Genomic DNA, 13,602 nt, shown 5'->3' with positions numbered 1-13,602 from the left:
TCAGACGAGGTAGTGGATGTGTTTTTTGCCATGGTAAGGCGACAGCTCAATGCGGGTTTTCACCCGGAACACCTCCCACAGCAATTCCTCGGTGAGGATCTCCTGCGGCGTGCCGGTGGCCACAATGCGCCCTTTCTGCATCACAATCAGCGCATCGCAGAACATCGAAGCGTGGTTAAGATCGTGAATGGCGACGATGCTGGTGACCGGTAGCTGGCTGATCAACTGCATCAGCTGCATCTGATGGTGGATATCCAGGTGGTTGGTGGGTTCATCCAGCAGGATCTCGGTGGGCATCTGCGCCAGCGCGCGGGCGATATGTACCCGCTGGCGTTCCCCGCCGGAGAGGCTCTGCCAGCCCTGATCGCTGTTATGCAACATATCCACCGTCTTTAGCGCCGAATTGACGGTCTCGTCATCCTGCGCCGTCCAGCCGGAAAACGGGGAGTGGTGCGGAATACGCCCCAGCTTCACCACGTCCCGCACGCGCATGTTGGCGTCGGTCATGCCGTGCTGTTCCACGAAGGCCACCCGACGGGCAAGCTGCTTTTTAGGGATCCCATGGATGCTGGCGCCATCCAGCGCGACGGTGCCGCTATGCGGGCGACGCAAACCGGCGAGGATCCGCAGCAGGGACGATTTACCGGAGCCGTTTGGCCCCAGCAGGCCGACGGTCTGCCCCCGGGATACCGCCAGAGAGACATTGTCGACGATGACCTTTTTACCCACCTTCCAGGTGATATTTTCAGCAGTGATGCTCATCACTTATTCCTTGAACGATAGATAATCATGGCAAAGAACGGGACGCCCACCAGCGCGGTCACCACGCCAACCGGCAGGCTTTGCGGGGCGATCAGCAGCCGCGAGGCGATATCCGCCAGCACCATCAGGATCGCCCCGGCCAGCGCGCTGGCGATGAGCAGCGTGCGGTGCAGGGGGCCGAAGAAGAAGCGCATCATGTGTGGCACCACCAGGCCGACAAAGCCGATGGAGCCCGCCATGCTGACGATGGTCGCGGTCATTAAGGCGGTGACGATAAACAGGATCAGGCGCACCCAGGGCACGGCGATCCCAAGCGAAGCGGCGGCATCGTCGCCAAAGGTGAAGGCGTCCAGCGCGCGGGCGTAATAGAGGCAGATCGCCAGCCCCACCAGCATTACCACCAGCACCAGCTGGAACTCCGGCCATCGCACGCCGCTAAAGCTGCCCAGCAGCCAGAACATCACATCACGCGCCTGCTGGGCGCTGGCCGAGGTGCTGACGGTCCAGGCGGTGATGGCGTTAAACAACTGCGAGGCGGCAACCCCGGCGAGAATGGTGCGTTCACTGCCACCGCGTGCGCCGTTGGTCAGCAGGGCCACAAAGGCAAAGGCGGCAAAGGCTCCGGCAAAGGCCCCGGCGGAGAGGGTGACGGTGCCGCTGCCAATGCCCAGCACCACCACGGCGACCGCGCCGGTTGACGCCCCGGCAGAGACGCCCAGCACGTAGGGTTCGGCGAGGGCGTTTTTCAGCAGGCTTTGCAGCACCGCGCCGCAAATCGCCAGCCCCGCACCGCAGCAGGCCGCCACCAGCGCCCGGCTCAGGCGGAAGTCCCAGATCACGCTCTCGTAGATGCGGTTGAGCGGAACCTCGGTTAAGCCGATTTTATTGGTGATAGCGTAGAACACGCTCTGCAGGGGGATCGACAGCTCCCCCACGCTGACGCCGATGGCGATCACCAGCAGCAACGCCACTATCGCCATAAAACCCGACGCCGGCAGCAGCCAGTTGTGTCGGGTCTGTTGAACCACTGCTGACATTAATTCAGTCCCATCTTTCTGAGCTGTTCACCAATCTGCTCCGCGCCATAGATGGTGCGGATAGTCGGGTTCATCGCCTGGCCGTCCATGATCACAATGTGACCTTTTTTAACGGCGTCGAGCTGGCTGACGGCCGGATCGCTTTTCAGGAATTTGATTTTTTCCTGAGCATCGTCCAGCGCCCAGCGATTACGGTCGAGGCTGGAGACCACAATCACGTCCGGGTTGGCGGCAATAATGCTTTCCCAGCCCACGGTCGGCCATTCGGTTTCGGAGGTGATGGCGTTGTGGCCGCCCAGCACGTTGGCGATAAAGCCGGAGGCGCTGTTTTTCCCGCCAACGTAGGCGTCAGAGGAAGGGGAAGAGCTGGAGAACCAGAAGACGAACGACAGGTCTTTTTTGTTTTTGCTGAATTCGCTGCGCAGGTCGGCTTCGCGCTTTTTGAAATCGGCAATCAGCGCCTGACCGCGATCTTCGACGTTAAAGATTTTGGCGAAATCTTCGATCTCTTTATACAGGAAGGTCATGTCCCACAGCTTCTGGCGGCTGCCGTACATATCGCCAATATCTTTTTTGGTGGCGCACATGCCCGGCGACATATAGCTGTTCACGCCTACGGTGGCCAGATCTTCGCGTTTGGCGACTTTACTCTCTGGCCCTAATAGCAACGGCAGCTGCGCCGGAACGAAGTCCGGGTTTTGCGCCAGAATGGATTCCAGGGTTGGGATCTCGACGGTCAGCGTTTTGACTTTTTTGTTCTGTTCAGCCAGCTGCGGCAGCACTTTGGTCGGCCAGAAGGCGCTGGCGGCCACCTTATCTTCAAGGCCCAACAGCAGCAGAATTTCAACAGTGTTTTGTCCCAGCGCCACGACGCGCTCCGGCGCTTTGGTGAAGGTTTCTTTATATCCGCAATTCTCAATCGTCAGAGGATAGGTGGTCGCAAAAGCGGAACCGGCTGTCGCGATCAGCAATCCTAATGCGCTGATGACCTTTTTCATGGAACGCTATCCTTCATTAATGTAGTGATGCCAGATCGTGCGTCTGGCTGAGAATGAATATCATTTATTTCGGCGGAGTTTTATACAATGATATATTCATGGTGTCAATGAACGATAATAACGCCATGAAACTATTGGGTTTGTGAGGACGTTTGTAGGCCGGGCAAGCGCAGCGCCGCCCGGCGAAGGGGTGGTTAATCTAAATCGGCACCGTTGCTGGCGATCACTTTCTTGTACCACCAGAACGATTTCTTGCGTTTGCGATCGAGGGTGCCGTTTCCGGCGTCATCGCGATCGACATAGATAAAGCCGTAGCGCTTGCTCATCTCGCCGGTAGAGGCGGCCACCAGATCGATACAGCCCCAGCTGGTGTAGCCGATCAGCGGGATGCCGTCTTCAATGGCATCGCCCATGGCGCGGATATGCTCCCGCAGATAGCTGATGCGGTAGTCATCATTGATTTCGCCGTTAGCGTCAATCTCATCTTTCGCTCCGAGACCGTTCTCCACCAGGAACAGCGGCTTCTGGTAGCGGTCGTACATCATGTTCATGGTGATGCGCAGGCCCAGCGGGTCGATGCCCCAGCCCCATTCGCTCACCTCAATGTGCGGGTTGCGCAAGGACTTGACGATGTTGGCCGCGCTGGTGTTTCCCGCATTCATATCCGCCGAGGCGCAGCGCGAAGCGTAATAGCTGAACGACACAAAATCGACGGTGTTCTTCAGCAGCGCGTCATCGCCCGGATCTTTGACAATCACCACCCCTTTCTCGCGGAACACGCGGGCCGAGTAGACCGGGTAGCTGCCCCGGGCCTGCACGTCGATAAAGAACAGGTTCTCCCGGTCTTTCTCCAGCGCCATCCACACGTCTTCCGGTTTGCAGGAATACGGGTAAAAATTGCCGCCCGCCAGCATGCAGCCGACCTGGTTTTGCGGATTCACCTCGTGGGCAATTTTGGTCGCCAGCGCGCTCGCCACCAGCTCGTGGTGCGCCGCCTGGTACTTGACCTGATCTTCGTTTTCGCCTTCCTCAAACACCAGCCCGGCCCCGGAGAACGGGCTGTGCAGCATGATGTTGATCTCGTTGAAGGTCAGCCAGTACTTCACCAGCCCGTTGAACTCCTCGAAGCAGGTGCGTGCATAGCGGGCAAAGAAGTCGACCATCTTGCGGTTGCGCCAGGAGCCGTATTCGGTCACCAGATGCATCGGCACGTCGAAGTGGCACAGGGTCACCAGCGGCTCGATGTTGTACTTTTTGCACTCCTCGAACACCGCCCGGTAAAACGCTATCCCTTCCTGATTCGGCAGCGGCTCGTCGCCATTCGGGTAGAGACGGCTCCAGGCAATCGAGGTACGGAATACCGTGAAGCCCATCTCGGCCATTAAGGCGATATCTTCTTTATAGCGATGGTAAAAATCGATCGCGTCGTGGCTGGGATAGAACTCGTCATCACGCAACGAAAAGCGTTTTTCCTTGCCGACTTTTACCGCCAGGCGATTAGCGCCGTGGGGGATCATATCGACGGTGGTCAGGCCCTTGCCGCCTTCGCGGTATGCGCCTTCGCTCTGGTTAGCGGCCAGTGCGCCGCCCCATAAAAATCCTTGTGGAAAAACTGACATTGTTACCTCGCTATACATTTATGCTTGTGCTGCTTTGGCCTGAACCGGTGCGGTTTGCAGGGCGCGCGCTTTCTCCGCGTCGTCTTCTACCGGGATATCTTCAAAGCCCAGAATCAGGGTCAGCACGAAAGAGAGCACCACGGCCAGGGCCATCACCCCGAAGACCCAGACGATAGACATCGGGTTAGCCGGGTCGAAGAACTGGACGCTGGTAAACAGGCCCGGCGCCGCCATTGAGTGGCTGGCCAGTCCGGCAATCCCGGCAACCGCGCCGCAGATAAAGCCGCTGATCAGGCTCGCAATCAGCGGGCGTTTCAGGCGAACCGCCACGCCATACAGCGCCGGTTCAGAGATCCCCGCCATGATGGCAGAGGCTGCGGCGGCCAGCGCCGTCTGGCGCAGTTCCGGGTTTTTGGTTTTCCACGCTACCGCCAGGGACGAACCGCCCAGCGACAGGTTGGCACCGATTTCGGACGGCATCACCATCCCCTCTTTGCCGGTTTCGGCGATGGTCTGAATGATAGTTGGAGTAAAGACGCGGTGCATTCCGGTCATCACCAGCAGCGGCCACAGCGCGCCCATAATGGCCACGGACAGCCAGCCCAGATAGCCGTGAATGGTGTACACCAGTGAAGAGATGCCGCTACCGATCCAGATCCCCAGCGGCCCAATCAGGACGATGGCGAGCGGGGCGGCAATCAGCACGATCAGCATTGGCTTCAGGAAGTTTTTGGTCACGGCCGGGGTGATTCTGTCCACCCAGCGTTCGATATATGACAGGCACCAGGTCATCACCAGTGCCGGGATCACCGTGTAGGTGTATTTCACCGCCGTCACCGGAACGAAGGCGAACTCAACGTGCTCGCCCTGCGCCGCTTTGGCCATCAGCTCGATAAAGCTCGGGTGTACCAGCACGCCGGCAATAGCAATCGCCAGCGACATGTTGGTCTTGAACTTCACCGCGGCAGAGGCGGCCACCATCAGTGGCAGGAAGAAGAACGCTCCGTCGCCGATCACCGTCAGAATGGTCAGCGTCGGCTCGCCTTTGGTCAGTACGCCGGTCATCTCAAGGATCATCGCCAGCAGTTTGACCATCGATCCGCCGATGATCGCCGGGATCAGCGGAGACATGGTGCCGATCAGCGCGTCGAGGATCCCCGCGCCGATGCGTTTCAGGGTCAGCTTTTGCGGCCCCTGGGGTGCAGCAGGCTGCATATCGGCAGGCAGCAGATTAACCACCTCGCGGTACGCCTGGGAAACGGTATTACCGATGATCACCTGGCACTGGTTGTCGTTGCGCACTACCCCCAGCACGCCGCTGATGCTTTTCAGCGTGGCGCTGTCGATCAGGCTCTCGTCTTTCGCCACAAAGCGCAGTCGGGTCATACAGTGGGTGACGGCGACGATGTTGTCTTTGCCGCCGAGCGCGCTGACAACGGCGTTCGCCAGCGCAGCATAATTTTTGGCCATCGGGTTATATCCTGTTTTATCAGTAAGGTACGTCTTCACCGTGGGTAACGATGAAACTTATATAGGAAACCGGTTCCACAAAATCATGAAGAGTTTCTCTGAATCAAACAAGATCGCATTTTGACCATTTTTTAGATCCGTGATGAGGATCACCTAAGGGGGCGAAAAGCGTGATCGTCCTGCTGCGACATTTTTCACGCGGTACAGTACACTGCCGCTCATCAGATGCAGATGGAACAGATTGATGACCACGATGCTGGAAGTGGCGAAGCGGGCAGGGGTCTCGAAGGCGACGGTTTCCCGGGTGCTTTCGGGCAATGGCTACGTGAGCCAGGAGACAAAAGACAGGGTCTTTCAGGCGATTGAAGAGAGCGGCTACCGGCCCAATTTACTGGCGCGCAACCTGGCGACCAAACGCACGCAAACCCTCGGGCTGGTGGTGACCAACACCCTCTACCACGGGGTCTATTTCAGCGAGCTGCTGTTCCATGCCGCCAGAATGACCGAGGAGAGAGGCCGACAGCTGATCCTCGCCGATGGCAAGCACAGCGCCGATGAAGAGCGGGAGGCGATTCAGTATCTGCTCGATATGCGCTGCGACGCGATCATCATCTACCCGCGTTTTCTTAGCGTCGATGAGATGGACGAGATCATCCAGAAGCACGAGCAGCCGGTGATGGTGCTTAACCGTCGGCTGCGCAAAAACAGCAGCCACTGCGTCTGGTCGGATCATAAAGCCTCCAGCCAGGCGGCGGTATCAACCCTCATCGAACAGGGCCATCGCGATATCGCCTTTATCACCGGATCGCTGGATTCCCCCACCGGGATTGAACGTCTTTCCGGCTATAAAGATGCCCTGGCCCAGCACCAGATCCCGCTGCGCGACTCGCTGATTGTCGAGGGTAAATGGAACCCGGCCAGCGGGGCGGCAGGGGTGGCGACGCTGCTGGCGCGCGGCGAGCATTTTACCGCGCTGGTGGCGAGCAACGACGACATGGCGATCGGCGCCATTAAGCAGCTTCACGACAGCGGCATCGCCGCGCCGGGGGCGGTTTCGGTAGTCGGTTTCGATGACATTGCGATGGCGCCCTACGTGGTGCCCGCGCTCTCCAGCGTGCGCGTGCCGGTGACCGAGATGGTGAAAGAGACCATCAGCCGCCTGATCTTTATGCTCGACGGCGGGGAGTTCACCTTCCAGCAGACCTTCGCCGGAGAGCTGATCCTGCGTGATTCGGTGATCCCCGGCCCGCACCGCTAATCACAATTCGGCGGCCGGGGGCAGCCAGGCGCGGGTAAAATCGAGCCAGCCCCCCGCGGTCAGGACCATATCCTGCACGTTTTCCAGGGCGTTGATCCGGTAGCGATAGTGGAACAGCGGCGTGCAGCGCCCCTCCGCCAGCAGACGCTGGAAAAAGGGCGTCAGATGGGCGTGAAAATGCGCTTCGCTGTCGCTGTTTTGCATTAGCTGCTGTTTTGCCGCCTCCCAGCCCGCCTCGCCCAATGCCGTGGCCCAGGCGGGTTCATAGATAAACCACTCCGCCAGCGCAAACTCCGCCATGCCGGTCGCCAGATGATCCCCCAGCAGCAGATCGGCATCCGCCAGCGTATCAGGGGCATACCAGCCATCGCGATCTTTCCACTCGGTGTGCAGCTCACAGCCGTGCGGCTGCAGCTGGAGCCGCAGAATTTCAGCCAGCTCGCGCAGCTCAGGGGTGTTGTAGCACACCAGTTTCAGCCGGGGCGGCAGGTCGCTGTCAGCGGCGGCGGGCAGGGCGGGCACCCGCAGGCCGGGAAGGATTTCGGTGTGGATCTGCAGATCCTCCCGCCGACCAAAGCACTGCTGGTTGAGCGTCAGAACGGTCTGGCGCAGGTACGCTGCAAGCGCTTTGGGCAATTTTGCATTCACCATCAGCCACGCAAACCCGCCGCTGGTGGAGGTCACCGCGTCCTGGGGGGCGCTGCCTTTCCCGACCGTAATCCATGCCGGTTTATCGGCGACCGTGCCGGTGCGCCAGAACTCAATGGCATGCAGCAGGGGATGGGTAGCAAAGTACCAGGGCTGGCGCTCGAGGCGCAAAAAATGCGAGTGATGGCGGGCAATGGCGAACGGCCCGGCGCCGACCTCCGGTTGCCGGGGATGGGGCAGGCGGCAGACCGGATGGGCAAGACGATGGGCCAGCAGGGCATCCGGGGCATGCAGATACACCGCCAGGCACCAGGGGGCGACGAGGGTCACCGCGTCGATATGCAACAGCCCGCTGTTGCGGGCCGGATCGCTCAGCAGCTGCTGCACCGCACTCAGGATGTCGTCATCGCTCAGTGGCTGACCGTTATGCCAGTGTGCCCCGCTGCGCAGGTAAAAATGCCAGCGCAGTCCGTCGTCAGAGCAGGCCCAGTGGTGCGCCAGATCCGCCACCGGCTGTGCCTGGCCGGGTTCATAGCGGGTTAACCCGGCATGGACCGCGCAGATAATGTGCTGTTCGGCGCGTCGACGATGCAGTGCCGGGTGCAGGGAGGTGAGCGGGCGATACCAGGGAATGCGCAACGTCGGCTGGTGCTTGAGCCATTTCCCGCCGAGAAACGGGGTGATGATGTGATGCAGGCTGGCGGGGTCGCCGTCCGCCAGCTGCAGGGCGCTCTGATAATCCCCCTTCTCCAGACAGGCATGCATCAGCGGGGCGCTGAGTTCGCTGGTGGTCACCAGGCAGTGTAGGGTGGCACGATGCCCGCGCCCCGGCTGTGCCTTCCAGCTTAACCAGCCGCTTTCCGCCAGCTGGCGTAACAGCGTCCGGGCATGGCGTTCGCTGCACAGCGCCACTTCGGCCACTTCAGCGAGGGTAGTCAGTTTTGGCGTAAAGCCGTAATGCACGGAGAGCCGCTGATACTGGCGGATTTTCTGAAGCTGACGCATAGAGTTACCGGGGAAGAGTCGCAATGGTCAGAGTGTAGGCGGTTTTGCGGAAGAAATAAGGGAGAGATGTAGCAACTGTTCCGGTTTTGCCGGACGATGATGCCCTCTTCCGATGAAGAGGGCGTCATAGGATCAGGCGTTAAGCCGCGCTCTGATTTTTAACGCGATGCTCTCCGCCTGTGGCCCCAGAATCACCTGCGCATTCTGCGTGCCCATCTTGAGAATGCCTTTGGCACCGAGCGCTTTCAGTGCCGGTTCGTCGAGGACGCTGTTATCAACCAGGGTTAAGCGCAGACGAGTGATGCAGGCGTCCACCAGCTTCAGGTTCTGTTCCCCGCCCAGCGCAGCGATATAGTGCGTGATAGCTTCATTCTGATCGTCGGACTCGCCCGTTACGCTCTCGTCATCTTCCCGGCCCGGTGTTTTCAGCTTGAAGAAGCGGATCGCGAAACTGAAGACCACAAAATAGATCACAAAGAACAGGGCAATCAGCGGGATCAGGAGCCAGGGTTTAGTGGCTAATCCCCAGTTCAGCACGAAGTCGATCAGTCCCGCGGAGAAACCAAACCCGTGCAATACCCCAAGGCTGTTGGCGATGACCATGCTCACGCCAGCCAGTACCGCATGCAGGGCATACAGGGCAGGGGCCAGGAACAGGAAGGAGAACTCAATCGGTTCGGTGATCCCGGTAAGGAACGCGGTCAGGGCAACGGAGAGCAGCATCCCGCCCACCGCTGCGCGACGCGCTTTTGGCGCGGCGAAGTACATGGCCAGCGCCGCACCCGGCAGGCCGCCCATAAAGATCGGGTATGCCCACGCCATATAGACCCCCGCATGCGGATCGCCGGCGAAGAAGCGGTTGAGATCGCCGCGGGTCAGATCGGTGGCAATCTGGGTAATGCTGGAACCGTCAATGCCCGGTACCGCGCCGCCCACCACTAAACCTTTCACCACATCCGGCGCGAGGCAGATATTGTGAATGCTGCTGGCCGCATCGTAGGTCACTTTCAGGCAGTCGCCGAGGCTGAACCAGAATACTGAGTGCAGAATGTAGTGCAGGCCGAAGGGGATCAGCGCACGGTTAAGGATGCCGTAAATAAACCAGCCGGGCTCGCCGCTGCGGGAAACCAGCAGGCTGAAGGTATCAATCCCGTGCTGCACCGATGGCCAGACGTAGCCGCAAATCCACGCCAGCAGCAGGCAGATCAGCCCGGTCATGATCGGCACCAGCCGCTTACTGGCAAAGAACGCCAGGAAGTCGGGCAGTTTCGTCTCCGAGAAGCGGTTGTAACAGTGACCCGCCACCACGCCCGCGATGATCCCGGCGAAGAAGGACATGTTAATGGAGGAGTTAATGACCGCCGTGGCTTTGGTCAGCACCAGGAAACCGACCGCGCCCGCCAGCGCGGCGGCACCAGCGTTGTCTTTCGCCAGTCCAATAGCAATGCCGAGCGCAAACAGCAGGGGCAGGCTGTCAAAAATGCCGCCACCTGCACTGGCGATAAAGGGAATATTCAGCACGTCGGGCTGGCCCAGACGTAATAAAATCGCGGCAACAGGTAAGGTCGCGATAGGCAACATCAGCGCCTTGCCCAGGCGTTGCAAATAGCTAAATGCGTTCATAATATCCATGTCCAAAAAAGGGGCTTAATTCACGGCGAAAAATAACAGCTTTTCGCAAGGGTTAAAATGGCGGGAAGTAAAAATGTGATGTACTTTAAATTAATATTCCGCTGACACCTTTGGTTTATTTATATTTAAATAAACAAGGATATCTTCGATGAATGCTTCCGCTTTTGGGCAATAAAAAAACGGCAATTGCGCCGTCTTTTTTATTAATGCTTTTTGTCGCTGACAGGCAGCATCAGCTCTTTAAGGCGCTGGGTTCGCGCCTCCGGGCTGAGGTAAAGCCAGCGGAATAATATGCGTTCGACAGGCTGTACTTTTTTAAAATAGTCAGCAAGGTCGTTAATTTCTTTCCTGAAGGTCGCCATGTTTATCTCCGGCTAATCAATACCCTCTCAGATTAAAAAGAAATCAGGGAATAAAACAGGGTGATGTTTTTCGGCTGTTCCGCATTTTATTATTTATCTTTTTAGTTGCGTAATTAAAAAAGCCCCGGGGCACCGGGGCTGCGAAAGGCAAAATCTGACAAACATACAACGAGTAGAGCAAGAGTTTGAGGGTTAAACAGGTAGTGATTTCAGCAGGGCAAAGGCCTCCTTCATCCGATCTTCACTGACTACGAAGGCGCGTAAATTGCCCTCGCTGTCGGCACCTTTCGCCACCATCCCCTGAGGTTCGATGGCGATCTGCCAGTTCAAATCCTGGCGCTGGGTTTCACCTGCCAGATGCAGCGGCAGTTCCGGCGTTTTGACCTTCACCAGCATTGCAGGCAGTTTCAGCGGGGTGTTGGCCCCGAGCAGGTTCTTCGCCAGATACATGGCGCTTAACTGGATTGGCTGCAGGAACGGCAGCACCTGACCGTTGATTTCGGCGCAGTCGCCGAGGGCATAGATATCCGGCTGCGTGGTTTGCAGATAGCTATCGACTTTTACCCCGCGGTTGGTTTCTGCCCCGGCACGCTGGGCCAGCGCGATTTCCGGACGCAGGCCGGTGGCGGCAATGACTACATCCACGTCAATGCAGCGGTCCCGATCCAGCAGGGCGCAGATCCCGGTATCGGTTTTAGTCAGGCTTTGCAGCTGCGATTTCAGCTGCAAATGCACGCCCATATCGGTCAGCCGGTGTTGTAAGCGACTGCTCACTTCGGCTGGCATCAGCGCTGACAGAATACTGGCGGAATGATCAACCAGGGTGACCGCTTTCCCGGCCCGGCAAAAATCCATCGCCAGTTCGCTGCCGATAAGCCCCGCGCCGACAATCATCACCCGCTGCGCGTCACGCAGCGAGGATTCACAGGCCCGGTACTCCGTCTGGCTGTTGAGGGTCAGCATCAGTTCGCGGCCCGGAACCGGCGGCACAAAAGCCGCGGCTCCGGTGGCCAGAACCAGTTTGTCATATGACCACTGGGTCTCTTTCCCTTTTACCACGTGCGCCGCCGCATCAATGTCGGCGACCCAGGTGTAAGGGAACAGGCGCAGGTTAAACTGTTCGGCAAACTCCCCCGCCGTCTGGCGGGTGAGGTCATCGGCATGCTGACTCTGGCTGATAACGTGGCTTAAGTCAGGCTTGTTGTACTCGTCCATGCTGTCCGCGGCGATCAGCGTCAGCGGGACGTTCGCATCCTGTTTACGGATATTTTTCACCAGCTGGCGGGCGGCGAAGCCCGAGCCGATAATCACGATACCGTGGCTCATTTTGCCTCCGATGCCAGTTCGTCAAAGACGTCTTTACCGAGGGAACATTCCGGGCAGAGGAAGTTATCCGGCACGTCGCTCCACGGTGTGCCTGGGGCGACATCCTGCAGCGGTTCGCCGAGGGCTGGATCGTAGATCCACTGGCAGACGCTGCACTGCATGCAAGGGCCGAGGTCGGCGGCCGCCGCGGCGGCACAGGCGCAGGCTTCCTGTTCTGGTGTGGCTTTAGCGGTCGCTTCAGGCAGCGGAGCGAGCGCCCACTGACGTGCAATGTCGCGGCCGTGCTGACGGCAGATTTCCAGCGCATCCAGATCCGGACGCCATTTCGCCTTCAGGCTCATCGACATTTCAAAGCCCGCATCCTGCAGTCGGGTAGAGAGACGGTCAACCGCGCCGCCGCTCCAGCCGTGGGAGCCGAAGGCGCTGGCGCGTTTGTTGCGGAAGCGCAGGCCGGTCATCTCTTCCACCAGGCCAGCAATTTTCGGCATCATCACGTTGTTCATGGTGGAGGTCCCCACCAGCACCCCTTTGGAGCGGAAGACGTTGGTCAGAATGTCGTTTTTGTCGCTGCGCGCCACGTTAAAGATCTTCACCGCCACGTTCGGATCCACTTCGTTGATGCCCTGGGCAATCGCGTCGGCCATCATGCGAGTGTTGTTGGACATGGTGTCGTAGAAAATGGTGATGCGGTCTTCCTGATAGTCTGCCGCCCATTTCAGGTACTGCTCGACGATCTGGGTTGGGTTCTCACGCCATACCACGCCGTGGGAGGTGGCAATCATATCCACCGGCAGATTGAAGCCGAGGATTTCAGTAATTTTTGGCGTCACCAGACGGCTGAACGGGGTCAGGATGTTGGCGTAGTAGCGCTGGCACTGCTCGTACAGTTCAGCCTGATCCACTTCGTCATTGAACAGACGTTCGTCGCAGTAGTGCTGGCCGAAGGCGTCGTTACTGAACAGTACGGCGTCGCCGGTCATGTAGGTCATCATGCTGTCCGGCCAGTGCAGCATCGGGGTTTCAACGAAGATCAGCTGTTTGCCGTTACCGATGTCCAGTGAATCACCGGTTTTCACCACGTTGAAATTCCACTCCGGATGGTGATGGTGACCATTGATGGAGTCGATGGCGTTGTTGGTGCAGTAGATCGGGGTGTCCGGGATGCAGGACATCAGTTCGGTCAGGGCACCGGCGTGATCTTCTTCAGCATGGTTAATGATGATGTAGTCGATATCGGCCAGATCGATTTCACTGCGCAGGTTTTGCACGAACTCACGGCTGAATTTATGATCGACGGTGTCGATCAGGACGTTTTTTTCTTCCCGGATGAGATAGCTGTTGTAGCTGCTGCCGCGCAGTGTTTTGTACTCCGTCCCGTGAAAATCACGTACTTCCCAGTCACGTTGACCAACCCAATGAATATTGTTTTTAACCAGAATAGACATAGCAACCTCAACTTAATACAGCGAAATTAAACGAAAGATG

At 58.5% G+C, this 13,602-nt stretch carries 11 protein-coding genes; 1 reads left to right on the top strand and 10 read right to left on the bottom strand.

The annotated features are described in order from the left end of the window. The 5 genes from eitC to ascF form a co-directional block, all read right to left on the bottom strand. Positions 1-762: a siderophore ABC transporter ATP-binding protein EitC gene (gene eitC / locus SOM40_RS18680; RefSeq protein WP_106994489.1), complete on the bottom strand. Its 762-nt coding sequence runs from the start codon at positions 760-762 to the stop codon at positions 1-3. Beyond that, complete coding sequence (locus SOM40_RS18675; RefSeq protein ID WP_106994490.1) at positions 762-1,799, bottom strand: FecCD family ABC transporter permease; 1,038 nt, start codon at positions 1,797-1,799, stop codon at positions 762-764. The genes eitC and SOM40_RS18675 overlap by 1 nt, the downstream gene beginning before the upstream one ends. Then, complete coding sequence (eitA, locus tag SOM40_RS18670) at positions 1,799-2,797, bottom strand: siderophore ABC transporter substrate-binding protein EitA (protein WP_106994491.1); 999 nt, start codon at positions 2,795-2,797, stop codon at positions 1,799-1,801. Before eitA ends, SOM40_RS18675 begins: the two co-directional genes overlap by 1 nt. A gap of 194 nt (positions 2,798-2,991) precedes the next feature. Beyond that, positions 2,992-4,416 carry a 6-phospho-beta-glucosidase gene (locus tag SOM40_RS18665; RefSeq protein ID WP_225758171.1) on the bottom strand — a complete coding sequence of 475 codons (1,425 nt, stop codon included), beginning with the start codon at positions 4,414-4,416 and terminating at the stop codon, positions 2,992-2,994. 18 nt (positions 4,417-4,434) lie between these two features. Next, positions 4,435-5,886, bottom strand: a complete 1,452-nt coding sequence (ascF, locus tag SOM40_RS18660) for a PTS cellobiose/arbutin/salicin transporter subunit IIBC (RefSeq protein WP_262663200.1) — start codon at positions 5,884-5,886, stop codon at positions 4,435-4,437. Positions 5,887-6,130: 244 nt separating this feature from the next. On the opposite strand from ascF, the gene SOM40_RS18655 reads away from it, so the two are divergent. Next, the gene (locus SOM40_RS18655) at positions 6,131-7,144 is read left to right on the top strand and encodes a LacI family DNA-binding transcriptional regulator (protein ID WP_106994494.1); all 1,014 of its coding nucleotides are present in this window, start codon (positions 6,131-6,133) and stop codon (positions 7,142-7,144) included. Here SOM40_RS18655 and SOM40_RS18650 read toward each other — a convergent pair whose 3' ends face one another. The 5 genes from SOM40_RS18650 to norV all read right to left on the bottom strand — a co-directional run bounded on the left by SOM40_RS18650 (position 7,145) and on the right by norV (position 13,562). Beyond that, a complete protein-coding gene (locus SOM40_RS18650; RefSeq protein WP_320530538.1) occupies positions 7,145-8,797 on the bottom strand; it encodes an SgrR family transcriptional regulator in 1,653 nt (550 codons plus the stop codon). It lies immediately after the preceding gene. 132 nt (positions 8,798-8,929) lie between these two features. Next, positions 8,930-10,420 carry an N-acetylglucosamine-specific PTS transporter subunit IIBC gene (nagE, locus tag SOM40_RS18645; RefSeq protein ID WP_320530537.1) on the bottom strand — a complete coding sequence of 497 codons (1,491 nt, stop codon included), beginning with the start codon at positions 10,418-10,420 and terminating at the stop codon, positions 8,930-8,932. A 212-nt stretch (positions 10,421-10,632) separates the two neighbouring features. Continuing rightward, positions 10,633-10,791, bottom strand: coding sequence for a hypothetical protein (locus tag SOM40_RS18640; protein WP_181247294.1), 159 nt, complete (start codon positions 10,789-10,791; stop codon positions 10,633-10,635). Positions 10,792-10,983: 192 nt separating this feature from the next. Next, positions 10,984-12,117 (bottom strand): NADH:flavorubredoxin reductase NorW, encoded by a 1,134-nt coding sequence (gene norW, locus SOM40_RS18635; protein WP_166183707.1) that lies wholly within the window; start codon positions 12,115-12,117, stop codon positions 10,984-10,986. Further along, positions 12,114-13,562, bottom strand: coding sequence for an anaerobic nitric oxide reductase flavorubredoxin (gene norV / locus SOM40_RS18630; protein WP_106994498.1), 1,449 nt, complete (start codon positions 13,560-13,562; stop codon positions 12,114-12,116). The genes norW and norV overlap by 4 nt, the downstream gene beginning before the upstream one ends. Positions 13,563-13,602: the final 40 nt, after the last annotated feature.

This window comes from Leclercia sp. CFBP8987 (assembly GCF_034044995.2).
Taxonomy (GTDB): domain Bacteria; phylum Pseudomonadota; class Gammaproteobacteria; order Enterobacterales; family Enterobacteriaceae; genus Enterobacter; species Enterobacter tamurae.
This window is presented reverse-complemented; position numbering and strand designations above follow the sequence as displayed.

Excerpts from the sequence above, each read along its gene's own strand:
- eitC (WP_106994489.1), bottom strand. The coding sequence starts at position 762 with ATGAGCATCACTGCTGAAAATATCACCTGGAAGGTGGGTAAAAAGGTC.
- SOM40_RS18675 (WP_106994490.1), bottom strand. The coding sequence starts at position 1,799 with ATGTCAGCAGTGGTTCAACAGACCCGACACAACTGGCTGCTGCCGGCG.
- eitA (WP_106994491.1), bottom strand. The coding sequence starts at position 2,797 with ATGAAAAAGGTCATCAGCGCATTAGGATTGCTGATCGCGACAGCCGGT.
- SOM40_RS18665 (WP_225758171.1), bottom strand. The coding sequence starts at position 4,416 with ATGTCAGTTTTTCCACAAGGATTTTTATGGGGCGGCGCACTGGCCGCT.
- ascF (WP_262663200.1), bottom strand. The coding sequence starts at position 5,886 with ATGGCCAAAAATTATGCTGCGCTGGCGAACGCCGTTGTCAGCGCGCTC.
- SOM40_RS18655 (WP_106994494.1), top strand. The coding sequence starts at position 6,131 with ATGACCACGATGCTGGAAGTGGCGAAGCGGGCAGGGGTCTCGAAGGCG.
- SOM40_RS18650 (WP_320530538.1), bottom strand. The coding sequence starts at position 8,797 with ATGCGTCAGCTTCAGAAAATCCGCCAGTATCAGCGGCTCTCCGTGCAT.
- nagE (WP_320530537.1), bottom strand. The coding sequence starts at position 10,420 with ATGAACGCATTTAGCTATTTGCAACGCCTGGGCAAGGCGCTGATGTTG.
- SOM40_RS18640 (WP_181247294.1), bottom strand. The coding sequence starts at position 10,791 with ATGGCGACCTTCAGGAAAGAAATTAACGACCTTGCTGACTATTTTAAA.
- norW (WP_166183707.1), bottom strand. The coding sequence starts at position 12,117 with ATGAGCCACGGTATCGTGATTATCGGCTCGGGCTTCGCCGCCCGCCAG.
- norV (WP_106994498.1), bottom strand. The coding sequence starts at position 13,562 with ATGTCTATTCTGGTTAAAAACAATATTCATTGGGTTGGTCAACGTGAC.